23 protein-coding genes are annotated in these 22,001 nt (G+C 62.8%); 12 read left to right on the plus strand and 11 right to left on the minus strand.

The genetic code is table 11. From position 1 onward, the window contains the following. Positions 1-46 precede the first annotated feature (46 nt). Entirely contained in the window at positions 47-940 is an 894-nt protein-coding gene (locus JWR51_RS21970) for a DUF4344 domain-containing metallopeptidase (protein ID WP_299752821.1), read from the plus strand. A gap of 41 nt (positions 941-981) precedes the next feature. Continuing rightward, a complete protein-coding gene (locus JWR51_RS21975) occupies positions 982-1,911 on the plus strand; it encodes a DUF4344 domain-containing metallopeptidase (protein ID WP_366525636.1) in 930 nt (309 codons plus the stop codon). 3 nt (positions 1,912-1,914) lie between these two features. On the opposite strand, the gene JWR51_RS21980 is transcribed toward JWR51_RS21975, so the two are convergent. Together JWR51_RS21980 and JWR51_RS21985 are read right to left on the minus strand one after the other, a co-directional pair. Further along, a complete protein-coding gene (locus JWR51_RS21980) occupies positions 1,915-2,361 on the minus strand; it encodes a DNA polymerase III subunit chi (RefSeq protein WP_299752827.1) in 447 nt (148 codons plus the stop codon). A gap of 161 nt (positions 2,362-2,522) precedes the next feature. Beyond that, the gene (locus tag JWR51_RS21985; protein WP_299752830.1) at positions 2,523-4,013 is read right to left on the minus strand and encodes a leucyl aminopeptidase; all 1,491 of its coding nucleotides are present in this window, start codon (positions 4,011-4,013) and stop codon (positions 2,523-2,525) included. A 200-nt stretch (positions 4,014-4,213) separates the two neighbouring features. On the opposite strand from JWR51_RS21985, the gene JWR51_RS21990 reads away from it, so the two are divergent. The 6 genes from JWR51_RS21990 (at position 4,214) to rsmA (ending at position 11,540) form a co-directional block, all read left to right on the plus strand. After that, the gene (locus tag JWR51_RS21990) at positions 4,214-5,287 is read left to right on the plus strand and encodes an LptF/LptG family permease (protein WP_299752833.1); all 1,074 of its coding nucleotides are present in this window, start codon (positions 4,214-4,216) and stop codon (positions 5,285-5,287) included. Next, positions 5,284-6,354, plus strand: a complete 1,071-nt coding sequence (locus JWR51_RS21995; RefSeq protein ID WP_299752836.1) for an LptF/LptG family permease — start codon at positions 5,284-5,286, stop codon at positions 6,352-6,354. Before JWR51_RS21990 ends, JWR51_RS21995 begins: the two co-directional genes overlap by 4 nt. Then, positions 6,351-8,657 carry an LPS assembly protein LptD gene (lptD, locus tag JWR51_RS22000; RefSeq protein WP_299752839.1) on the plus strand — a complete coding sequence of 769 codons (2,307 nt, stop codon included), beginning with the start codon at positions 6,351-6,353 and terminating at the stop codon, positions 8,655-8,657. The genes JWR51_RS21995 and lptD overlap by 4 nt, the downstream gene beginning before the upstream one ends. Before the next feature lie 73 nt (positions 8,658-8,730). Further along, complete coding sequence (locus JWR51_RS22005) at positions 8,731-9,636, plus strand: SurA N-terminal domain-containing protein (protein WP_299752842.1); 906 nt, start codon at positions 8,731-8,733, stop codon at positions 9,634-9,636. A 39-nt stretch (positions 9,637-9,675) separates the two neighbouring features. Further along, the gene (gene pdxA, locus JWR51_RS22010; protein WP_299752845.1) at positions 9,676-10,695 is read left to right on the plus strand and encodes a 4-hydroxythreonine-4-phosphate dehydrogenase PdxA; all 1,020 of its coding nucleotides are present in this window, start codon (positions 9,676-9,678) and stop codon (positions 10,693-10,695) included. Continuing rightward, complete coding sequence (rsmA, locus tag JWR51_RS22015; protein WP_299752848.1) at positions 10,692-11,540, plus strand: 16S rRNA (adenine(1518)-N(6)/adenine(1519)-N(6))-dimethyltransferase RsmA; 849 nt, start codon at positions 10,692-10,694, stop codon at positions 11,538-11,540. The genes pdxA and rsmA overlap by 4 nt, the downstream gene beginning before the upstream one ends. On the opposite strand, the gene gmk is transcribed toward rsmA, so the two are convergent. The 7 genes from gmk to JWR51_RS22050 all read right to left on the minus strand — a co-directional run bounded on the left by gmk (position 11,537) and on the right by JWR51_RS22050 (position 17,512). Continuing rightward, a complete protein-coding gene (gene gmk, locus JWR51_RS22020; RefSeq protein ID WP_299752851.1) occupies positions 11,537-12,178 on the minus strand; it encodes a guanylate kinase in 642 nt (213 codons plus the stop codon). The two genes, rsmA and gmk, sit on opposite strands and share 4 nt — an antisense overlap. A gap of 70 nt (positions 12,179-12,248) precedes the next feature. Next, complete coding sequence (mltG, locus tag JWR51_RS22025) at positions 12,249-13,361, minus strand: endolytic transglycosylase MltG (protein WP_299752854.1); 1,113 nt, start codon at positions 13,359-13,361, stop codon at positions 12,249-12,251. A 168-nt stretch (positions 13,362-13,529) separates the two neighbouring features. Then, positions 13,530-14,792, minus strand: a complete 1,263-nt coding sequence (fabF, locus tag JWR51_RS22030) for a beta-ketoacyl-ACP synthase II (protein ID WP_299753004.1) — start codon at positions 14,790-14,792, stop codon at positions 13,530-13,532. A 27-nt stretch (positions 14,793-14,819) separates the two neighbouring features. Then, entirely contained in the window at positions 14,820-15,056 is a 237-nt protein-coding gene (locus JWR51_RS22035) for an acyl carrier protein (RefSeq protein ID WP_035100440.1), read from the minus strand. A gap of 197 nt (positions 15,057-15,253) precedes the next feature. Next, the gene (gene fabG, locus JWR51_RS22040) at positions 15,254-15,991 is read right to left on the minus strand and encodes a 3-oxoacyl-[acyl-carrier-protein] reductase (RefSeq protein WP_299752857.1); all 738 of its coding nucleotides are present in this window, start codon (positions 15,989-15,991) and stop codon (positions 15,254-15,256) included. A 55-nt stretch (positions 15,992-16,046) separates the two neighbouring features. Next, positions 16,047-16,997 (minus strand): ACP S-malonyltransferase, encoded by a 951-nt coding sequence (gene fabD, locus JWR51_RS22045; protein WP_299752860.1) that lies wholly within the window; start codon positions 16,995-16,997, stop codon positions 16,047-16,049. Between the two features lie 146 nt (positions 16,998-17,143). Beyond that, positions 17,144-17,512, minus strand: a complete 369-nt coding sequence (locus tag JWR51_RS22050; protein WP_299752863.1) for a hypothetical protein — start codon at positions 17,510-17,512, stop codon at positions 17,144-17,146. Positions 17,513-17,731: 219 nt separating this feature from the next. Between JWR51_RS22050 and JWR51_RS22055 the strand changes: the two genes are divergently transcribed. The 4 genes from JWR51_RS22055 to rplI all read left to right on the plus strand — a co-directional run bounded on the left by JWR51_RS22055 (position 17,732) and on the right by rplI (position 19,876). Then, positions 17,732-18,112, plus strand: coding sequence for a VOC family protein (locus JWR51_RS22055; RefSeq protein WP_299752866.1), 381 nt, complete (start codon positions 17,732-17,734; stop codon positions 18,110-18,112). A gap of 279 nt (positions 18,113-18,391) precedes the next feature. Continuing rightward, positions 18,392-18,799, plus strand: a complete 408-nt coding sequence (gene rpsF, locus JWR51_RS22060; protein WP_299752869.1) for a 30S ribosomal protein S6 — start codon at positions 18,392-18,394, stop codon at positions 18,797-18,799. 23 nt (positions 18,800-18,822) lie between these two features. Then, entirely contained in the window at positions 18,823-19,071 is a 249-nt protein-coding gene (gene rpsR / locus JWR51_RS22065; RefSeq protein ID WP_299723426.1) for a 30S ribosomal protein S18, read from the plus strand. Between the two features lie 232 nt (positions 19,072-19,303). Further along, positions 19,304-19,876: a 50S ribosomal protein L9 gene (rplI, locus tag JWR51_RS22070; RefSeq protein ID WP_366525637.1), complete on the plus strand. Its 573-nt coding sequence runs from the start codon at positions 19,304-19,306 to the stop codon at positions 19,874-19,876. A 65-nt stretch (positions 19,877-19,941) separates the two neighbouring features. On the opposite strand, the gene JWR51_RS22075 is transcribed toward rplI, so the two are convergent. Together JWR51_RS22075 and JWR51_RS22080 are read right to left on the minus strand one after the other, a co-directional pair. Further along, a complete protein-coding gene (locus tag JWR51_RS22075; protein ID WP_299752872.1) occupies positions 19,942-21,084 on the minus strand; it encodes an epoxide hydrolase family protein in 1,143 nt (380 codons plus the stop codon). 98 nt (positions 21,085-21,182) lie between these two features. Further along, a complete protein-coding gene (locus JWR51_RS22080; protein WP_299752875.1) occupies positions 21,183-21,857 on the minus strand; it encodes a helix-turn-helix domain-containing protein in 675 nt (224 codons plus the stop codon). Positions 21,858-22,001: the final 144 nt, after the last annotated feature.

A 22,001-nucleotide genomic window follows, 5' to 3' on the forward strand; every position in this document is an offset into this window, starting at 1 on the left:
GCGTTGCACTTTGGTGAACTCAGCAGCTTCGACCGAAAGTCAGTACATGCGCGCGTCACGCATCCGCCTGGTCCTCGTTCTCCTCGCGGTTATTCTGGGTGTCGGTTCGGTCGCTGCGCAGCCGACCAGCAAGGCGCAACGCGCCACGATCAACCGCTTCGCCGCCAATAATTCGCTATTCGTGCTGTATCACGAAATCGGGCACATGCTGGTGCATCAGCTCAACCTTCCCGTGCTGGGCAAGGAAGAGGACGCGGCCGACAACATGGCGACCTGGACGCTGCTGCGCAAAGGCACGCCGGAGGCCGACCAGGCGCTAGCGGACGCGGCTTATGGCTGGCTGCTGTCGGGCCAAGCCTATAACGAGACGATCGAAGATGAGGACCTGTACGGCAATCATAGCCTCGACCGGCAGAGGGCGTTCCAGATCGTCTGCCTGATGGTGGGCAGTAATGAAACGGCGTTCCAGCCGATCGCCAATGAATATGCCATCGACACCGACCGGCAGGGTACCTGCGCCGACGATTATTACACCATCAACCGGAGCCTGGAGGGTCTGCTCGGCTCGCGCGCCGGCAAGAATGGGCACGGCACCAAGGTTACCGTCATTTATCACGATGCGGGCGGGCAGCTGAAATCGGCGGCCGACGCTTTTCGCGCCAGCGGGGTATTCGACCAGGTGGCCGAGGAAGTTCGCGCCAATTACAGCATTTCCACTCCGCTCAAGTTCAATGCGGAGCGCTGTGGCGAGGCGAATGCATTCTACGATCCGAGCAATGACGAAGTGATCTTCTGCTACGAGCTGATGCAGGACTATATCGACCTGTATTCCGCCGACATTCCCGCCAGCGACGTTTCGGCTGATCCGCGCGCTACAGGTACCGGAAAATCGAAGAACGCACCGACATCGACCGGCACGAGCGTGTCGCAAAAGAACTAGATTTCCGCGTTACGCGGGCCAGAAATACGGGGACTTGAGGGATGGACTTGCTACGAACCGCTGCGGCGGCGTTGATTTGTTGCGCCATGTTGACTGCCACGGCCATCGCGCAGGATGACGCGGAACAGGTGGAGTCCGACGCGATGGACTTTGCCCTGCACGATGCCGAGTACACGATGTATCACGAGATCGGGCATCTGCTGGTCAACGAGCTGGACCTGCCGGTGCTGGGCAAGGAAGAAGACGCTGCCGATGCGCTGGCCGTCATCCTGATGCTCAACGATACGTCCGATCTCGAGGAGTCGGCGAACGCCTTGGTCGATAGCGCTGACGGCTGGTATTACAACGCGGTCAAGGCCAACCGGGCGACGGTAGAAGACCTGATGTATTACGACTCGCATAGCCTGGATATTCAGCGCGCCTATGCGATGGTCTGCATGATGGTGGGTGCGCAGCCCGAGGCGTTCAAGGAAACCGCCGACGGGTTCAACATGGATGCCGACGGGCAGGAGCAGTGCTCCTACACCTATTCGGATGCTGATCGGGCCTGGAGCAAACTGCTGGAGCCGTTCCTGGCTGTCGAGGGTGGACCGGTGGGCGAGCCGATCACTGTCGTTTACGAGGACGCTGCGCCGGGATTCGAGCAGTACAAGGACGAGCTGGAGTCGCGCGCCATCCTGAACAACGCCGCGGCGCTAGTCTCGGCTAAATTCGTGCTGCCGCGGCCGATCACCTTCCTGGGCACCCAGTGCGATACAGCCAATGCCTGGTACAGCAACAGCGAGGCGCAGATCACCTATTGCTACGCGCTGACCGCCGATATGCACGACCTCTATGTCAACGACATCATCGGCTCGGGGAGCGATGAGGCCACAGGCGACGAGGAAGCCACCAGTGATGAGGAGGCCACAGGTGATGAGGAGGCAAGCGAGACCGATGACAGCGAGGAAGCGACGACTCAATATTGGTAGGCGTCAGGCCTTCTTGACCCAGCGGCCGTCCGGCTCCTGCTGCCAGTAGGTCAAGGTATTGCCGGGCAGCAGGTTGCGCCAGGCGATGCGCGCTTCGCTGACGGCGTCCGGATCGTGGCCAGAGAACATATAGGCGATGCGCTGGTAGCCCTCGGCGGTCTGGGGCACGGCGCGATCGATGAAGAAACGGACGGCGGCGCCGTTGGGATTGTCATTGGCGGTCGTGATCAGGATGGGCTGGAGCGGGTCGGTGTCCTCTCCGGCCAGGCCATGGGCAAGGAAGCTGTCGTCGCGATAGGTCCATAAATGCGCGTCCAGCGCTTCGGCGCGCTCGGTGCTGCCGACTTCGATTACGGCGCGCCAGCCGCGCTCCAGGGTCTTTTCCAGCAATTGCGGGATGACTGCCTCAAGGGGGCGTTGTTCGAGGTGATAGAAGAGAACGTCAGCCATTTTCGTCTCGTGCCTCAAATGCGGGGTCATCCCCGCGCAGGCGGGGACATCTGTTGTCTTCCTAAGGCCAGTAAACGGAGGTTCCCGCCTGCGCGGGAATGACCCGGTGGGGAGGAGCCTCCGTGGGTGGTCGCACGGGGCGGGTCTATGCCTCCCCTGCCCTAGCCCTGATAATAGTCCCTGACCAGCCGATCGAGCAGCGCGACGCCGTAGCCGGAGGCCCAGGAGGTGTTGATCTCGTTGGCGCTGGTGCCAAAGGCTGTGCCGGCGATATCCAGATGGGCCCAGGGCACGCCGTTGACGAAGCGCTGCAGGAACTGGGCAGCCAGGATGGAGCCACCCGCGCGGCCGGCGGAGTTCTTGATATCGGCGAAGCGCGATTCAATGATCTTGTCATAGGCCGGCCCGAGCGGCATGCGCCAGAGCTTCTCGTTGGCGGAAAGACCCGCATTGAGCAATTGGCTCGACAGCTCGTCATTGTTGGAAAACAGCCCGCCATGGTCATGACCGAGCGCCACGATGATGGCGCCGGTGAGGGTGGCGAGATTGATCATGAAGCGGGGCTTGAAGCGGTCCTGCGTGTACCAGAGCGCGTCGGCCAGCACGAGGCGGCCTTCGGCATCGGTATTGATCACCTCGATGGTGGTGCCGCTCATGGCCTTGACGATATCGCCGGGACGCACCGCATTGGCATCGGGCATATTTTCAACAAGGCCAATGACGCCGACGGCGTTGACGGGGGCTTTTCGCTTGGCCAGAGCCAGCATCAGGCCGGTGACGGCGGCCGCACCGCCCATGTCGCCCTTCATGTCTTCCATCGAACCGGCGGGCTTGATGGAAATGCCGCCTGTGTCGAAGACGACACCCTTGCCGACAAAGGCCAGCGGGGCCGCGCCCGACTGACCGCCGAGCCAGCGCATGACCACGAGGCGCGCCGGGCGGGACGAACCCTGAGCGACGCAGAGTAGCGAATTCATGCCGAGGCGCTGCATTTCCTCGGGTTCGAGGATTTCCACTTCGACGCCGAGCTTGACGAGTTCGGAAGCCTTGGCGGCGAATTCGAGCGGGCCGAGCACATTGGCGGGCTCGTTGATCAAGTCGCGGGCCAGCAGCGTGCCCTCGACGGTGGCGGCGCGGTCGGCAATGGCGGCATCGACGGCAGGCTGGTCATTGACCACGAGCGTGATGGTCAGCGTGGCCGGGGCGTCATCGGGCTTGGCGGATTTGTATTTGTCGAACTTGTAGTGGCGCAGGCGGAGGCCCGCGGCAAGTTCGGCGACGGCGGCGGGGGTCGCACCGGCGCCGTCGAGAATCACGGCCACGGTTTCGGCGCGCATCGGGCCGAGCTTGCCAAGCAGCGAGCCGCCGCGATCGGTCCACGCATTGAGGGCAGCCCCCTCCCCGGCCTTGCCGGAGCCCAGCACCAGGAGGCGCGACGCCGCGACGCCATTGGGTGCCAGCAGATCCAGCGCCTGGCCCTGCCGGCCCTTGAAGCCAGCGGCATTGGCCACCGTCTGCCAATCCAACCCCGTGGCGGCCCAGATCGTCGCACCGGCGCCCACAGGCGGAACGCCCTCGGCGGCGTAGATAACGGTCAGGGCTGCGCCCGCGCCCGATTGGGCGGCGGTGTGGATAATGAGGTCTTGGGACATGCAAACGGCCTTTTTGGGCATTAGTCGGGAGGCAGGGGCGTCGATAGAGCGCGGTGAGAATTGTTGGCTTTGCGGGCCGCGTCAATCCCGCAACACGGCAAAGGCAAATCCCTATTGGGGTCTTCGTATCCTTGTCTGAGGGGCCGAACTGAACGAATGATGCGCGGAGGGCCTAAGCAATTGGATTTAATAGCGAGCAGATGAGACGACTGACCCGCTATCTGGCAAAAATGTTTGCTGTCGATGCGCTGATCCTGTTCGCGGTGGTGTGTGGCCTGCTGTGGATGGTCAACTGCTTGCGCTCGTTCGACGTGGTGTCGGTCAAGGGCCAGGGCGTGCTGACGCTGGCCTATCAGGGCGTGCTCACCATGCCACCGCTGGCGCTGGTGTTCTTCCACGTCTGCGTCGGCATCGGCATGGCGCGGGCGATGACGGCGCTCAAGACCAATCATGAACTGCATATCATTCATACCACGGACGGGCTGCGCAGCCTGTTCGGGGCGACCGCGACCGTGGCGGCAATCGGCGTGTTCTGCGTGCTGATGCTATCCAATTTCCTCGACCCCTGGTCGACGCGGGGGCTGAACCAGTTGACCGCCAGCGTGGCGGCGGACCTGGTGAGTTCGACCCTCAAGCCGCAGCGGTTTACGCAGGTGACGCCCGGGGTGGTGCTGCTGATCGGCGGGCGTGCCGGACAAGGCGAAATCACCGAATTCTTTGCCGACGACCGGCGCGATCCGGCGGTGCGGCGCACCTATATCGCCAAATCCGCACGGGTTTCGAGCGATGGCACGAACTACGTACTCGAGCTGCGCGACGGCACGCTGCAATATTCGGAAAAGGACGGCCGGTTCTCGGAAATCTCGTTCGGGCGTTATGACCTGAACGTGGACCGGCTGTCGCAGCCGCTGGCGACGCCCGACCCACTGGCCGAGCGCGACAGCCTGCAATTGGTCAGCGATGCGCTGGCGAGCGGCGACTGGCCGGAGCCGGTGGTCGACAAGCTGCTCAAGCGGTTGAACGAGGCCCTCAGCGTCATCGGCGTCTGCGTGCTGGTGCTGGCACTATCGGGCTTTCCGAGCGGGCGGCGCGGCGGGCGGATTGCGTTGCCGATGGAGGTGACGGTGTTGCTGCTGGCCTTCGCCGAGCGCGGCATCAGCTCTTATAGTCCTCTCGGGCCCGCGACCGGGGCGCTGCTGATGATGGGGGTGGCGGCGATCATCATCTTCGTACGTGCCCGTCCGCGCCGCATCCAGTACGCGGTGATGGCATGACCAGAATCGACTGGCTGGTGCTGAAGCGGGTGATGAGCCGGATCGCGGTGACGCTGGTGGTGTTCTACGGCATTATCGCGCTGGTGGAATCGCTAGATACTTGGCGCTTCAACTTCATCGCCCAGAACAGCGGCGTCGGCATGGCCATGCTAAGCGTGGTCGCCAGTGGCATGCGCTGGACCATCAAGACGCTGCCGGTGACGGTGCTGATGGGGGCGATTCTCGGGCTGATCGATCTCAAGGCCAAGCATGAGCTGACCATCATCAAGGCCAGCGGCATTTCGATCTGGCGAGTGGTGCGGGCGCCGACCGTGGCCCTGCTGATCGCCAGCTTCGGTATCGCGCTGGGGGTGGAGACGGCCAGCACCCTGGTGGTTCGCGAGCTTGTGCCCACCCCGCCGGGCGAGGCGGCCCTGCTGACACCGCCGGGCGAAATCTGGCTTGAGCAGCGCAGCGGCGACCAGCATTACATCATGATGGCCACCGGTATGCAGCCGGGTGGCGCGGTGCTGGGCGGGGTGACGGTGTTTCAGATCGGGGGCACCTCCGGACGCCGAATCGAGGCCGAGCAGGCGCTGCTTCAGCCCGGCCACTGGGTTCTGCCAGTGGCGATTTTCCGTAGCCCGGACGCCCCGGCCCGAACGGTGGAAAACTATGAGTTGCCCACCTCATCGACCGCGGCGGAGCTGGATTTGCGGCTATCCTCAACAGAAGACATGACGTTTTTCGAGCTGGCGGCGCTGCTGAAAGCGGGCGTTTCCGACAGCGCCATCAAGGCGGCGGCGACGATGCGGCTGATCAAGCTGCTGGCCATGCCGCTGGTGCTAACCGGTTCGCTGTTCATTGCATTTGCATTTACCGCAGGTTATCGAAGGTCCGATAAGTATGGTCGGGCGGTCCTCTATGGGATCGTGCTGGGTTTTGTCGTGTTCGTGATTACCGAGATGGCCGACCGGGCTGGGTCTGCCGGGGTTCTCGATCCGACATTCGCGGCAATCGGACCTGCATTTGTGGCCATTGTCATCGGCGTGACAGTGCTGCTCTACAAAGAAGACGGGCGTACGTGAGTAAACGGGGCTGGGGAAGCATCAAGAGTTCGTTGCGCCTGGCCGCTGCCAGTGCCGTGGCGCTGTGCATGCTCGGCAGCGTCGCGATGGCGCAACTGGTGCCCGCCGACTTCTTCAATGCGCCGATCGACCCATCTGCCCCCACCTCCGTGGAAGCCGACGACCTTCAGGTCGACGCGCCGACCAGCATCATTACCGCCACCGGCGACGTGGTGCTCGGCTATGGCGGCTACATCATCAAGGGGCAGAAGCTGGTGTATAACCGCACCACCCGCGATGCCCATTTTATCGGTGCCGTTACCATTACCGACCCGTCCGGCAACGTGCTGGAAACCGAAGATTTCGAGGTCAAGGACGGGATGAAGCGCGCTTTCATCACCGCCATGACTATCACGACCTATGACGGCGCGCGGATTACCGCCGACAGCACCGACTACGACAAGGCCTTGCAGACCCTCCTGGATAACGCGACCTATTCGCCTTGCGGCGATTGCATCGACGATGAAGGCCGCCGCGTCGGCTGGTCGATGAAGGCCAAGCGGATCACCTATAGTTCGGCAGACGGCTCGCTGGCGATGGACCAGCCGAGCCTGGCGCTGCTGGGCATTCCGGTGGCGTGGCTGCCCTATTTGTGGCTGCCGGACACCAGCCAAACGGCCCTCGCCAACGTGCGGATGCCGACCTACGACTATAGCGATGCGATCGGCCACAAGGTGGCCGTGCCGATCAGCGCCTATTCCAGCAAATACACCGACGTCATCCTGACCCCGACCCTGCTGACGCGGCAGGGCCTGCTGATGGACGCCGAATGGGTGCAGCGGTTCGAGGCGGGCTCGTTCCGGATCAAGGGATCTGGCGTGTATCAGCTCGATCCGACGGCGTTCACCTTTGCGCCGTCGCAGCGCGAGTGGCGCGGCGCGATCCAGACCTCTGGTAATTTCGTGCCGGCAAAAGACTGGAAGGTCGGCTGGTCCTACACGGCGTTCAGCGATTTTGCGTATTTCGAGGACTACCGGATTTCGACGGCAGAAACCTCGGTCAACGAGGTCTATGCCACTCATTTGACGGACGACACCTACTTCGATGCGCGCCTGCAGCAGTTCAATGTGCTTGGCCAAGTCACGCGAGAGTCGCAGGATTTGCAGGGCAATGCGTTGCCGAAGGTGCGGTTCGAGCAGATGCTGGAGCTGGCGCCGGGCATGGGCCGGGTCGAGATCACCGGGCGGTTGCTGGGCGTTCGGCGCGAGTCGGACTACAGTACCAGCGCCAATGGCGTGCCCTATCAGTTCGGTTACGCGGGCAACAAGAACCATGCCGTGTTCCAGGCAGGTTGGCAGAACCAGTATATCGGCGGCGGTGGGTTCGTGGCGACGCCCTATCTCGGCGGACGGCTCGACATCGCCAATTACGACAGCGCAAGCGCCATTGGTCCGGCTGACGCGACGCTGTGGAGCGCCACACCGATCGCCGCCATGGACGTACGGTTTCCGCTTGCGGCCAGCGATGGCTCGACGGTGCATCTGGTCGAGCCGATCGTGCAGGTAGTGTATCGCGGCACGGATAACGGACTGCCGGGGATCACCAACGATGATTCCCAGAGCTTCATTTTCGACGACACGAACCTGTTCAGCTATAACCGGTTTTCCGGCATGGACAGGCAGGAGACTGGGCTGCGCGCCAATGTGGGCGGGCGCTACCAAGCCAATTTCGCCAATGGCAGCTATGTCGAGCTCGTCGCCGGGCAGTCGTTCCAATTGGCAGGCCCCAACGCCTATGCGGTCACCGACCCGACCCTGGTCGGCGTTGGATCGGGGCTGGACGTGTCGCCATCCTATGCGGTGCTCGGGGCCTATGGGTCGTTCGTCGAGGGGGTCACTGTCGGCGGCAAGGTGCAGGCCGATACCGGCGAAGGACGCGTCACCCGCGCCGAAGCAGGCGCAGATTACACCAATTCGGGTTATTCAGCCGGGGTGAAATATGCCTATATCGCGGCCAATCCGGCACTGGGCGTGCTGATCGACCAGCAGCAGATCGGCGCTTATGCGGGTGTGCCCTTAGCCGATTATTGGACGCTCACGGGCAATGCCTATTGGGACATTACCTCGAACCAATTCTTGCAGGTCGGAGCGGGCCTCACCTATGATGACGGGTATCTGGTCATCGGCGGCACCGCGACGCGCACTGGCCCAACTCATACGTCGCCGGATGACACGCGCTTTACCGCCAGCTTCTTTCTTAAAGCCCCAGCAGGGTTGAACCTCGGCTATTCCGGCGCTGTCGCCGTACCCGGATTTTCGCCGTAATTTTCGGCAATTGACAGGGCGGGTTTCCCACCGCATTGAGAGTGGGACGACAATGGACAGGCGGATGACGATGATGGCGAACAGTGTTTTGGGGCGCGTAGCTGGCGCCATGATCCTGGGACTGCTGGTCACCATGGCCGCGGCCATGCCGTCCTTTGCGGCAGTTATCGTCACCGTCAACGGAACGCCCATCACCGACACGCAGGTGTCGCAGCGCGTCAAGCTGTTCTCGATGGAAGGCAATCGGACGGGCCAGCGCGGCGCCACCGACCAGTTGATCGATGAAGCCTTGCAGATGACCGAGGCCAAGCGCCTTGGCATCACTGTGTCCAATGCACAAATCGACAGCGCGCTGGTGGACGTGGCCCGCAACGTCAAGTTGAGCAAGGACAAGCTGGTTGAAATGCTGGAAGGCAACGGCGTCGGGATGGACACGTTGCGCGACCGGCTGCGGGCGGCAATCGCCTGGGGCGCGATCGCCGACCAGGCCATCACGCCGACCGTGCGGGTCTCCGACCTTGATCTCGACCAGCAGGCAGAGAGCAAGCTCGCCGACTACCAGAAGTTCGACTACATCCTCAAGGAAGTCATTTTCGTTGCTCCCGGTGGCCAGGGCGCCGGCGCCCGCACGGCGCAGGCCAACCGCTATCGCAGCGCGTTCACCGGCTGCGATAGCGCGGTGGACCTGTCGATGAGCTATACCGATGTCGCCGTGATCGACGTTGGCCGTCGCAATGCAACCCAGTTGCCAGAGGCCGTGGCCAAGGAACTGGCCGGGCTCAATGTTGGCGGCATCGGCAAGCCGCGCACCACCGATACCGGAGTGTCGATGCTGGCGATCTGCCAGAAGACGGAAGCCGAAGACCTCACCTTCATCAAGGGCCAGATGCAGCAGGAAGCCGGCGGCGCGGCTCTGAGCGGCAAGGTTGCCGAATACCTGGCCAATCTGCGCAAGCAGGCCAAGATCATCTATAACTGATCGACCGGCGCGTCCGATAAGGGCGCGCCACTGACACCCATGAGGGCCGAATTGGACAAGCCGCTGGCCATCAGCATGGGCGAACCTGCGGGCGTGGGTCCTGACTTGATCCTGCAACTCTATGCGCGCCGGGCCGAGCTAGCGCTGCCGCCATTCTGCGTGTTTGGGCAGGCAGATTTCCTGCAGGCGCGGGCTCAACGGCTTGGCCTCGACATCCCCATGGAGGCGACGAGCGCCCAAGAGGCCGGATCGATCTTTGCGACCGCCCTGCCTGTGGTGCCGGTCGAAGGATTGCTGCCGGACCGTCCAGGCGAGGTCAGCCCGGTTTCTGCAAGCGCGGTGATCGGCTCGATCGAGGCGGCCGTGGCGGCGACGTTGACCGGTGCATGCCGCGGGCTAGTAACTGCCCCGATCCACAAGGGCGCGCTCTATCATGCCGGGTTTAAGCATCCCGGCCATACCGAGTTTCTGGCTGAGCTCTGCGCCCAGGGTGGCAAGGCGCGGCTGCCGGTGATGATGCTGGCGCATGGCGGGCTCCGGGCGGTGCCGGTGACGATCCACGTGCCGATCAAGGACGTACCGGGCCTGCTGACGCGCGAACTGATCGTGGAAACGGTGCGGGTGGTAGCCTATGACCTGAAGCTGCGCTTCGGGATCGCCGAGCCCAGGATCGCCGTGGCGGGGCTCAATCCGCATGCGGGAGAAGGCGGCGCCATCGGGCGCGAGGATCTGGAGATCGTCGCGCCGGCGGTGGCGCAATTGCAGTTCGAGGGCATTGCGGTCACCGGCCCCCTGCCCGCCGATACGCTGTTCTATCCGGCCTATTGGGCGAAATACGACGCGGTGGTGGCGATGTATCACGACCAAGCGCTGATCCCGATCAAGACGTTGGCGTTCGAGGACGCTGTCAATGTGACGCTGGGCCTGCCAATCGTGCGCACGTCGCCGGACCATGGCACGGCGTTCGACCTGGCGGGCACCGGCAAGGCCTCGCCGCGCAGCTTCATCGCTGCAATCCAGATGGCCGACGCGATGACGCGCAACCAGGCAGAAGCATGAGCCAGATCGACGATCTACCACCGCTCCGCGAGGTCATCGCCGAGCATGGCCTACGCGCGAAAAAAGAACTGGGGCAGAACTTCCTGCTCGACATGAACCTGACGGCCCGCATCGCGCGGGTCAGCGGGTCGCTGGAGGGCGTGCGGGTTATCGAGGTGGGTCCGGGGCCAGGCGGGCTGACACGGGCGCTGCTGGCGGAGGGCGCGCGCGAGGTGATCGCCATCGAGCGCGATCCGCGGTGCCTGCCGGCCCTGGCGCAGATTGCCGAGGCCTGTCCCGGCCGGCTGACGGTCATTTCGGGTGATGCGCTGGAGACCGACTATCGGCTGCTGGCTGATGGACCGACGCGGATCATCGCCAACCTGCCCTACAATATCGCCACCCCCCTGCTCACCGGGTGGCTGACGACCGATCCTTGGCCCGCCTGGTTCGAGAGCCTGACGCTGATGTTCCAGCGCGAAGTGGCGGAGCGGATTTGCGCCAAGGCCAATGACGACGCCTATGGGCGGCTGGGCGTGTTGGCCGGCTGGCGTACCGACGCACGGATTGCGTTTAATGTGGGCCGGCAGGCGTTCACGCCGCCGCCGAACGTGACCTCGGCCGTGGTGCATCTGGTGCCTAAGGCGATCGCTGGCGACGTCGCCGTGAAGGACCTGGAGCAGATTACCCGCGCGGCGTTCGGGCAGCGCCGCAAGATGGTGCGGCAGAGCCTCAAGGCGACCGGCGTGCCGGTGGAAGGATTGCTGACCGTCGCCGGGCTCAAGGGCGACGAGCGGGCCGAGGAACTGCCGGTGGAGGCGTTCCTCAAGATGGCTAGGGCGCTGCCGGAACTGCGGCGCGGCTAAAGCAAATCGATCTGGTTCTGCAGGTCTTTGACGAAGTGGTCGAGCTGGGTCAGCCGTGGGCGGGCCAGGCGGGCGGCGGCGAGGATGGAGCGGACCTTTTGGGTCGACTGCTCGAGATCCTCGTTGATGATGATGTAGTCGTATTCGCTGTAGTGCTGCATTTCGAGCTTGGCATTGCGCAGGCGCTTTTCGATGGTGCCGGCGCTGTCCTGGGCGCGACGCTCTAGGCGGGCGCGCAGTTCTTTGATGGTGGGCGGTAGGATGAACACCGTCACCATGTCGGAACGGCTGCGCTCATAGAGCTGCAGCGTGCCCTGATAGTCGATATCGAACAGGATATCGTTGCCGGCGGCCAGTTGCTCTTCGACCTTGGCGCGAGGGGTGCCGTAGTAATTGTCGTGCACCTTGGCCGATTCCAGCAGCTCGCCTTCGGCCTTCATGCTCTCGAAGGTGGGGACATCGACAAAGTAGTAATGCGTGCCCTCGACCTCGTCGGTGCGGCGAGCGCGGGTGGTGACGGACACCGACAAGCGGATGTTGGGGTCCTGCCCGAACAGCGAGCGTGAAATGGACGACTTGCCGGCGCCCGAGGGCGAGGCAATCACCAGCATGACGCCACGGCGTTGAGACTCAATCACGACACGACCCTATTGGAAATTCCGATTTGTGCGGCGTAGTTGCGCGATCGTGATGACATGGTCAAGACAGTTATTGGGGCGCCGTTTCGGTAGCGCCTTCGGCCTCGCTGGCTTCCAGTGCGGCCTTGGCGGCTTCAGCGTCAATCTGCGCCTGTTCGCGCTCGATGGCGCGGAACTTGGCCACGTTGGCCTGGTGCTCCTTGTAGGTCGCGGCAAAGACGTGACCTTGGTCCGGCGTGGCGCCCTTGGCGACGAAATAGAGATATTCGTGGCTATCGGGATTGGCCACGGCCTTGAGCGCATCGATGCCCGGATTGGCGATAGGCGTCGGCGGCAGGCCATCGATCTGGTAGGTATTATAGGGCGTTTTCGCCTCGATCTCGGAACGCTTCAGACCACGGCCCAGAACCGACTGGCCCTTGGTAATGCCATAAATGATGGTCGGATCGGACTGCAGGCGCATGCTCTGTTTGAGGCGATTGACGAAGACGGCGGCGACCTGCGGGCGCTCGGAGGCGACGCCGGTTTCCTTTTCGACGATCGAAGCCAGGACCACTAGTTGCTCGGGGGTCTGGAGCGGCAGGTCGGCATCGCGCCCTTCCCACACGGCGGCCAGTTCGGTCTTCATCGCCGCTTCCATGGCGTCGAGCACCGACTGGCGACTATCGCCCGGATTATACTGGTAGGTGTTGGGCAGGATCGAGCCTTCAGCCGGCAGGCCGGTGATTTCGCCGATCAGGTTCTTGTCCTGGTTGAGGCGGTCAACCACCTGCCAGGAGGTGAAGCCTTCCGGCACGGTGACGGCGTAGAGAATCGGCTTGCCGTGCAGCAGTTCGTTGAGAATGTCGGACATGCTGGCATTGGCGGGAATGCGGTATTCGCCGGGCTTGAGCGTGCCTTCGACATTGGAGACGCGGCGGCCGAAATCGAAGACGTAGCGGTTGGAAATCAGGCCAAGGCTTTCCATACGCTCGGAGGTGGAGCCTAGCGTATCGCCGCTTTGCACGACGAAGGTGGTGCCGTCGGGGATGGCGCTATCGGCGTAGAACTGGGAGGCGATGAAGACGAGCCCGCCTCCGACCACGAGCATGCCCAGCACGGCCAAGGTCAGGAACCCATTGAGGATTTCGATCAATCCGTTGCGGCGGCGGGGCCGCGAACGCTTGGCCTTGCGATCATTCATTGCTGCGTCACCCCAAAAGCCCGGTCATTGCTACGCCGGGTCTTTTCATCGTATTGGCGCCAAATCATGGCAAGGCCGGGCGCATTCTTCTCACGGCCCCAGGCAAAGACAAGCGGAAACACCGCGCCAACGGCGCGATGTGAACTGAAAACAACAGCGGATGAAGCGTCAGGCGACCTTGCGCATGACCAGGGTCGCGTTGGTGCCGCCAAAGCCGAAGGAATTGGACAGCGCGACGTTGATCTCTTTCTTGAGCGCCGTGTGGGGCACAAGATTGATCTCGGTCTCGACGGAGGGGTTGTCGAGATTGATGGTCGGCGGCGCGATATTGTCGCGCATGGCGAGCAGCGAGAAGATCGCTTCGACCGAGCCGGCGGCGCCGAGCAGATGGCCGATGGCCGATTTGGTCGAGCTCATGGCCGCGTTGGAGGCCGAGGCCCCCAGCATGCGCGTGACCGAGCCAAGTTCGATCTCGTCGCCAAGCGGCGTCGAAGTGCCGTGGGCGTTGATGTAGTCGATCTCGGATGGGGAGATGCCGGCGCGCTTGATGGCGGCCTGCATGCAGCGGAAACTGCCATCGCCATCGGGAGACGGCGCGGTGATGTGATAGGCATCGCCGGACAGGCCATAGCCGATGATTTCGCCGTAGATCTTGGCGCCGCGGGCCTTGGCCCGCTCATAGTCCTCGAGCACCACGATACCGGCGCCCTCGCCCATGACGAAGCCGTCGCGGTCCTTGTCGTAAGGACGCGAGGCCTTTTCGGGGGCATTGTTGAAATTGGTCGACAGGGCACGCGCCGAGGCAAAGCCGGAGAGAGCCAGCCGGTTGATGCAGCTTTCGGCGCCGCCGGCGATCATCACGTCGGCATCGCCCAGGGCGATCAGGCGCGAGGCATCGCCAATGGCGTGGGCACCGGTGGAGCAAGCCGTGACCACGGAATGATTGGGGCCCTTGAGCCCGAACCGGATCGAAACGTAACCGGACGCCAGATTGATCAGCCGGCCGGGAATGAAGAAGGGGCTGATCCGGCGCGGGCCTTTTTCATGCAGAATGATGGAGGCATCATAGATGCCGCCAATTCCGCCAATGCCCGAACCGATCAGAACGCCGGTGCGCTCCTGGTCTTCCTGGGTCTTGGGCTCGACACCCGCGTCCTGGATGGCCTGAGTGGCGGCTGCCATGGCATAGACGATGAAGGGATCAACTTTACGCTGATCCTTCACGTCCATCCATTCGTCCGGGTTGTATTTTCCGTCCGCATAGTCGCCCAGCGGAAGCTGAGCGGCGATCTGGCAGGCTATGTCATCGACCTGGAAATTCTCAATGCGCCTGGCACCGGATTTCCCGGCGAGAATATTGGCCCAGGTAGTCTCGACACCACACCCTAGAGGGGTAACGAGGCCGATACCGGTGACGACGACACGGCGCAATTCCATGATCAATGGGCCTATCTAGGCTTAGCCGACAGCTTTGGTCAGGAAGGAGACTGCGTCACCAAAAGTCTGGATAGACTCGGCAGCGTCGTCAGGAATTTCGACCGAGAATTCTTCTTCGAACGCCATAACCAGTTCGACCTGGTCAAGGGAATCGGCGCCCAGATCGTCGATGAAGCTGGCCTTCTCGACAACCTTCTCGGCATCCACATTGAGGTGTTCCACAACGATCTTGCGGACCCGATCAGCGACATCGCTCATATTGACTTCCCTTTTCGAAATCGAGGTTTCGTTTCGCTTCTTATTGGCGTGGCGCTAAATCTTCAAGCGCCGTGTTGGCTTGCACCCAGGCAATCTAGGGGGCGCGGTGCGGGCTCGCAAGGTGGACCAAGGCTCCGTACACAGACAGATACAGCGGTCCGATCAAGCAATTACCTGCGTTATCAGTGGCTTGGCGATCAGATCATAGCCATGCCGCCGTTGACGTTGAGGGTGTGACCCGTGATGTAGGCTGCCGCATCGCTGGCAAGGAATACTGCACAACCCGCCACTTCCTGGGCGGTTCCCAGACGGCCGGCGGGAATTGTGGACAGGATGGATTCGCGCTGTTTGTCATTCAGTTCATCGGTCATGGCCGACGCAATGAAGCCCGGCGCGATCGAATTGACGGTGATGCCGCGCGAGGCGACTTCGTGCGCCAAGGCCTTGTTCATGCCAATCAGGCCGGCCTTGGAGGCAGCGTAATTGCCCTGCCCCGGATTGCCCATGACGCCCGAGACCGATGAGATGCCGATGATGCGGCCATGACGCTGCTTCATCATTCCGCGCAGCACGGAGCGGGTCAGATGGAAGGCGGCGGTGAGGTTGACGGCGATGACGTCGTCCCACTCCTCGTCCTTCATGCGCATGAAGAGATTGTCGCGGGTCATGCCGGCGTTGTTGACCAGAATATCGAGGCCACCCAAGGCGGCTTCGGCGGCGGGGACCAGGCGGTCCACCTCATCGAGCTTGGAGAGATTGCAGGGAAGAATCGGGCAATCGGCGCCGATTTCCTTGGCAGTATCCTCTAGCGCCCCGACGCGGGTGCCGCTGAGGGCGACACGGGCGCCAGCAGCAGCTAAGGCCTTGGCGATCTCGCGGCCAATGCCGCCGCTGGCGCCGGTGACGAGGGCGCGTTTTCCAGTTAGATCAAACATTTAAGCGTCCTCGGCGAGAAATTGAATCGGGTCGTTCAGGTATTGAATCAGGTGCTTACGCGAGCAGTTCAGCGACAAAGGCATCGATGTCGGCCGGCGTGGTGACCGATGTGCCAATGGCTTCGGCATTGATACGCTTGGCCAGGCCGGTCAGCACCTTACCGGTGCCAAGCTCGGCCAGATGGGTGACGCCACCGGGGCCGGTGAGCCAGGTGACGGTCTCGGTCCAGCGTACGACGCCGGTAACCTGCTCGACCAGACGCTGGCGAATTTCGGCCGGATCGGTGATCGGCATAGCGAGCACGTTGGCGACCAGCGGGACAACGGGAGCGTTCATGGTGACTTCGGCGAGCGCCTGCGCCATGGCATCGGCGGCAGGCTGCATCAGCGAGCAATGGAACGGTGCACTGACGGGCAGCAGCAGGGCACGCTTGGCGCCCTTGGCCTTGGCCAGCTCGACGGCGCGTTCGATGGCGGCCACGGTGCCGGAGACGACGACTTGGCCCGGCGCATTGTCGTTGGCTACGTCGCACACTTCGCCTTGGGCAGCCTCGGCAGCAACTTCATGGGTGGTGGCCATATCGAGGCCGAGCAGTGCCGCCATGGCGCCATGGCCGACTGGCACGGCCTTCTGCATGGCTTGGCCACGGGTTTTGAGCAGGCGCGCGGTATCGGCAATGGTGAAGGTGCCGGCGGCGGCGAGCGCGGAATATTCGCCGAGCGAATGACCGGCAACGAACGCGGCGTGATCGGCGAGGCGAACGCCCTTGGACTCGAGCACGCGAATAATGGCGAGACTGACGGCCATCAGCGCAGGCTGGGCGTTTTCAGTCAGGCGCAGGATATCGTCGGGGCCTTCGAACATGATGGCGGAGAGGCGCTGGCCGAGCGCTTCGTCGACTTCCTGGAAGACGGCGCGGGCCTCGGGATAGGCGGCGGCGAGATCCTTGCCCATGCCGACGGCCTGGCTACCCTGGCCGGGAAAGGTGAATGCGCGCTTGGTCATGATGAACCCCTCGTTTCGTCGCAGTATGACAACCCCTAATGGGATGTCCAGTTGCGCGGCGTTTGCCGGGAGTGTGCGGCAGAGTCAAGGCGGCAGGCCGCGGGGTGACGGGAGCGGCCTCGTGGCCGCCCCCATGGGCAACAGTGTTACTGAACGCCGAGCATCTGCTTGGTGGCGGTTTCGGCCATATCGGCGGCCTGCTTGATCTGCTCGTCGGTCAGGCCCTGAGCCTTGCCGGCATCTTCGGCGGCCTTGCGGGCAGCCGCAATGGTTTCCTGCTTCTGCGCATCGGTCATGGTGGCGGCCTGGGCCTGGATGGCCTTCATGGCATCGTCCGGCGTGGGCGCGGTGGCGGCGGGGGCCATTGCCGGGGCTTCGACAGCGGCGGGCGCCGCAGGAGCGGTGACGGCAGCAGGGGTTGCGGCAGCGGCGGGCGTCTCGGCATCGTTCTTGCCGCAAGCGGTCAGAGCCAGGGCGGACACGAGAACCAGGGGCAGAAGAAATTTGACGGTCATGTAATATTTTCCCACATGTTTGGGCTTGAGAGTTTCAAGCCTAGCGGGGATAGCAGGCCGAATTGGGCGAAGATGTGTCGCCATCGTGTCGAACCCACGACAATTCACAGCGGCGTGATCGGATTGTTGCGCGAAGTGCTTGCCGGCAAGCGATGCGTTTACACCAGCACTGTAGAGGCGTAATTTGCGGGGGTGTCAGTTCTCAAAAGGGAGGAAGTCATGCTCACAGATCATCGTGCCTACGCAACTATCCCGGCTGCAGACATGAGCCGCGCAAAATCGTGGTATCACGACAAACTCGGGCTCACCCCGGCAATGGAAGACGAGATGGGCTGCATCTACAAGGTCGGCGGGGGCACCAGTTTCCTGCTGTATCCGACGCCCAATGCCGGCAAGGCGCCCAACACCCTGCTGTCCTTCGCCACCGATGACGTGGAGGCCGAAGTGAAGGATTTGCGGCGTCACGGCGTTAAGTTCGAAGACTATGACATGCCCGGCCTCAAGACGGTCAACGGCATCGCCACCATGGGCCAGTACCATGCGGCCTGGTTCAAGGACTCCGAAGGCAATATCCTGGCCGTGGGTGACGAGCCGAACTGAGCCAGCCTCCGGCGACACCAAGCAGAATATGCCGCCGGGCCATCCGGCGGCGTTTTTGCTTGATCTGACGCCCGTTTCGCCCTATTGCACCGCCAGCATTCGTTTGGCCGGGGGCTGAACGGAGGGTTTGCTATTGGCGAAAGCCGATGCAGATAGGGTGAAATTCCCGGCCTCCCGTGTTCCCGCTCTTTGCAAGACTGCTTTGATGCCCTTCCCGGCTTCAAGGAGGCTCCGCGCCAGCAAGTGCACATGTGTTGAACCACTGAGGAAGCCGCATTCATGGCCCTTTACGAGCATATCTTCCTGGCGCGCCAGGACGTTTCCCAGCAGCAGGTCGAAGAACTGACCGCGTCGCTGACTGAAATCCTGACCGCCAATGGCGGCAAGGTTACCAAGAACGAATATTGGGGCCTCAAGGGCCTCTCCTACCGCATCCGCAAGAACCGCAAGGCTCACTATTCGCTGATGAACATCGACGCTCCATCGGCCGCAGTGGTCGAAATGGAACGCCAGATGCGCATCAATGAAGACATCCTGCGCTTCATGACCGTGCGTGTGGACGAGCTGGAAGAAGGCCCGTCGGCAATGATGCAGAAGCGCGATCGCGACGACCGCGATGGCGGTGGCCGTCCCGATCGTGGTGGCGACCGTTTTGGCGGCGGCGAACGCCGTCCGCGCCGTTTCTAAGATAAGGACTAACAGCTATGGCAATTCGTGACCTAACTACCGCCCAGGCCCGCCGTCCGTTCCAGCGCCGGCGCAAGACCTGCCCGTTCTCGGGCGAAGGCGCACCAAAGATCGACTACAAGGACGTGCGCCTGCTGAGCCGCTACGTCTCCGAGCGCGGCAAAATCGTGCCAAGCCGCATCACTGCCGTTTCGGCGCTGAAGCAGCGTGAACTGGCTCGTGCGATCAAGCGTGCCCGCTTCATCGGCATCATGCCGTACGCTATCCAGTAAGTTCGCGGGGCTGGCGATCTAGCGGCGGTTCGCTGCGCCTCCGGTGCTCACGTACTTAAGTACGCTCCGCTCCGGTTCTCGCGAACCACCACTATCTCATCCAGCCCAACGACTTTCTGATCGGCCTACTGCCTCGCGCAGTGGCCCGTGCCCTTCGGGGCACATCGTTGGGGTTCCGGATGGTCCGGGGCTCCTAACCACCCAAGGGTGGGACAGCCAAAGGAATATTCCCATGAAAGTTATTCTGCTCGAGCGCATCGCGCGCACCGGTTCGATCGGCGACGAAGTCACCGTCAAGGACGGCTTTGCCCGTAACTTCCTGCTGCCTCAGGGCAAGGCGCTTCGCGCCACGGAAGGCAATCGCGCCAAGTTTGCCGTCGAACGCGTCAATATCGAAAAGCGCAATGACGAACGCCGCAACGCGGCAGCCGGCATTGCCGAAGGCCTCAATGGCCGCACCGTCATCATCATCCGCCAGGCCGGCGAAACCGGCCAGCTTTACGGTTCGGTCGCATCGCGCGACATCGTGGAAGCCCTGGGCGCCGATGGCTTTGTCATCCAGCGTTCGCAGGTCGACCTGATGGACCCGATCAAGTCGGTCGGCGTTCACACCGTGTCGCTGCACCTGCACTCGGAAGTGGCCGTCACGATCCGCGTCAACGTGGCCCGCTCGACCGATGAAGCGACCCGCCAGGATAGCGGCGAAGACCTCACCGTCACCGTCTATGAAGAAGACGAAGCCGGCGATTTCGCCGCCGGCCAGAAGGACGCCCAGCAGGACGACCGCTTCGACGACGAAGTCTGATTTTTGGGACTTTAGATTTGGAAAGGCCGGGCGCAAGCCCGGCCTTTTTCGTTTTGCGCCCAGCCTTAGAGGCCGGCAAAGAACTCGCGCACTTCACCCATCCAAAGGCCGGGCACTTCCAGCACTGCATAATGGCCGCCTTCGTCCAGTTCGGTCCAACGCAGGATGGTGTTGGACTGTTCGCCAAAGCGGCGGATCGGCACTTCGTCATAGCCGAACACGGCCACGCCGGTGGGAACGCCCGAATTCGCCTTGGGGCTCCAGGCCTCGGGATCATGGGCGTTTTCGTAGTAGAGCCGCATCGAGGAAGCTGCCGTTCCGGTGAACCAGTAGACCAGCGCATTGGTGAGGAACGCGTCGGCATCGACCGCTTCGGGCCGATCGCCGAAGCTGGTGAACAGGTCGCTGATCCAGGCCAGCAGGCCAATGGGCGAATCCGAGACGGCATAGGCCAGGGACTGTGGACGGCTGGACTGGACGGCGTTGAAGCCAAAATGCTCGGCCATGAAACGTTGCAGCCGCCGCATCCGGGCCAGTTCACGCTCGTTGAACGTGGCGATGACCTCCGGCTCGATCGGCCCCATCGGGATGAAGCCCATGGTGGCGGCGTTCAGCTGAATGCCAGTCACCTTCTCGGGCGCGATGCGGCCGATTTCAGGGCCGATTATCGCCCCCGCGTCGCCCCCTTGGATGCCGAAGCGGGCGTAATCCAGGCGGCTCATCAGCTCGATCAGCGCGCGCGCGATGCGGCCATTGTTCCAGCCAGCTTCCTTAGTGGGGCCGGAAAAACCAAAGCCCGGCAACGATGGGATTACGACGTCGAAAGCATTTTCGGCCTTGCCGCCATGAGCGACCGGATCAGTCAGCGGCCCGATGACGCCGAGGAACTCGACGAACGAGCCCGGCCAGCCATGGATCAGCAGCAGCGGAGTGGCGTTGGCCTCGGCCGATTTGACGTGGATGAAATGCAGGTTCTGGCCATCGACGGTCGTGGTGAACTGGGGGTGCCGGTTGATCGCGGCTTCCTGAGCGCGCCAATCGAACCCGTTGCGGAGGCGTGCGAGCATGGTTTGCACATAGGAGAGCGCCGGCCCCTGCTCCCACCCGTCCGTGGTGACGGAGGGAAGCACAGTCTGGGCCAAACGCGCGTTGAGATCGTCAAGGGCAGCATCCGAGACGGCAATTTTGAACGGGGTAATGGTGGACATTCTCGTTCTCCTGATTGGGTTTAGGTGAGATCGAACTCACTTGACCCCCTCGTTCTAGCCAGCGCGGCCGGATCAGGATTGAAGAAATCCGACAGTTTTCAGGGTGGCGTGCCCGCGGCGATGGCACGCGGCGTCTGGCCCATGATGGCCTTGAGCGACCGGATCATGTGGGGCTGGTCGGCATAGCCGAGAGCGAAAGCGACATCGGCCGCAGCTTGGCCGGCTTGCAGCAGCGACATGGCCTTGCGAGCGCGCTCGATCTGGGTGAAGCCCTTGTAGGTCAGGCCGGTTGTGCGCAGGAAGTGACGCTGCAAGGTCCGTTCCGACATGGCCATCGCCCTGCCCTGAACGACAGATGATACCGCGCCATTGGTCTCGACGATCTCGGCGCGGGCCAGCCGTTCGATAAAGCCATCCACATTGGCGAAATTAGGAATTTCCACCACGTCGGTGCCGATCCAGAAGCGGTCCTGGCCGATCATCGGCATCAGCACGCCTTCGTCGCGCATTCGCTCACCGGGCATCAGGGGCATGAAACTGTCCGGATTGAAGGAGATGGCGAGAATTTCATCGCCGGGCTCGGCGACATAGGTCACTGGCCTGGTGGTCAGCCCTGTGCGCAGAACCATGAGCCGATCGCGGCGCTTGAGGACAGCGATGTCCCAGCAGCCGTCGGGCAGGATCGCCATCTGGCTAGCCTCGGTAAACGTGATGAGGCTGACGTCGCGAACCAGGGGCGACTCCAGGCCGGTGGCATGCGTGACAATGGGCATGGTCGGCGCGCTATCCCTGTTGCGGGCGCAGTATCATCGGCGTTCGGCGGCGGGCTGTCCACTGTCCGCGCGCAAGGTGCCCGAGCCGGTCTTGGGAAACAGGCGCGACTCGGTCATTTTGCTGCCTTGAGCATATGCAAAACA

The organism is Devosia sp. (genome assembly GCF_028290625.1).
Classification (GTDB): domain Bacteria; phylum Pseudomonadota; class Alphaproteobacteria; order Rhizobiales; family Devosiaceae; genus Devosia.

Excerpts from the sequence above, each read along its gene's own strand:
- JWR51_RS21975 (WP_366525636.1), top strand. The coding sequence starts at position 982 with ATGGACTTGCTACGAACCGCTGCGGCGGCGTTGATTTGTTGCGCCATG.
- rsmA (WP_299752848.1), top strand. The coding sequence starts at position 10,692 with ATGAGCCAGATCGACGATCTACCACCGCTCCGCGAGGTCATCGCCGAG.
- JWR51_RS21980 (WP_299752827.1), bottom strand. The coding sequence starts at position 2,361 with ATGGCTGACGTTCTCTTCTATCACCTCGAACAACGCCCCCTTGAGGCA.
- pdxA (WP_299752845.1), top strand. The coding sequence starts at position 9,676 with ATGAGGGCCGAATTGGACAAGCCGCTGGCCATCAGCATGGGCGAACCT.
- JWR51_RS21995 (WP_299752836.1), top strand. The coding sequence starts at position 5,284 with ATGACCAGAATCGACTGGCTGGTGCTGAAGCGGGTGATGAGCCGGATC.
- JWR51_RS22055 (WP_299752866.1), top strand. The coding sequence starts at position 17,732 with ATGCTCACAGATCATCGTGCCTACGCAACTATCCCGGCTGCAGACATG.
- rplI (WP_366525637.1), top strand. The coding sequence starts at position 19,304 with ATGAAAGTTATTCTGCTCGAGCGCATCGCGCGCACCGGTTCGATCGGC.
- fabD (WP_299752860.1), bottom strand. The coding sequence starts at position 16,997 with ATGACCAAGCGCGCATTCACCTTTCCCGGCCAGGGTAGCCAGGCCGTC.
- fabG (WP_299752857.1), bottom strand. The coding sequence starts at position 15,991 with ATGTTTGATCTAACTGGAAAACGCGCCCTCGTCACCGGCGCCAGCGGC.
- JWR51_RS21970 (WP_299752821.1), top strand. The coding sequence starts at position 47 with ATGCGCGCGTCACGCATCCGCCTGGTCCTCGTTCTCCTCGCGGTTATT.
- JWR51_RS22050 (WP_299752863.1), bottom strand. The coding sequence starts at position 17,512 with ATGACCGTCAAATTTCTTCTGCCCCTGGTTCTCGTGTCCGCCCTGGCT.
- JWR51_RS22005 (WP_299752842.1), top strand. The coding sequence starts at position 8,731 with ATGGCGAACAGTGTTTTGGGGCGCGTAGCTGGCGCCATGATCCTGGGA.
- JWR51_RS22075 (WP_299752872.1), bottom strand. The coding sequence starts at position 21,084 with ATGTCCACCATTACCCCGTTCAAAATTGCCGTCTCGGATGCTGCCCTT.
- JWR51_RS22035 (WP_035100440.1), bottom strand. The coding sequence starts at position 15,056 with ATGAGCGATGTCGCTGATCGGGTCCGCAAGATCGTTGTGGAACACCTC.
- rpsF (WP_299752869.1), top strand. The coding sequence starts at position 18,392 with ATGGCCCTTTACGAGCATATCTTCCTGGCGCGCCAGGACGTTTCCCAG.
- JWR51_RS22080 (WP_299752875.1), bottom strand. The coding sequence starts at position 21,857 with ATGCCCATTGTCACGCATGCCACCGGCCTGGAGTCGCCCCTGGTTCGC.
- JWR51_RS21990 (WP_299752833.1), top strand. The coding sequence starts at position 4,214 with ATGAGACGACTGACCCGCTATCTGGCAAAAATGTTTGCTGTCGATGCG.
- mltG (WP_299752854.1), bottom strand. The coding sequence starts at position 13,361 with ATGAATGATCGCAAGGCCAAGCGTTCGCGGCCCCGCCGCCGCAACGGA.
- JWR51_RS21985 (WP_299752830.1), bottom strand. The coding sequence starts at position 4,013 with ATGTCCCAAGACCTCATTATCCACACCGCCGCCCAATCGGGCGCGGGC.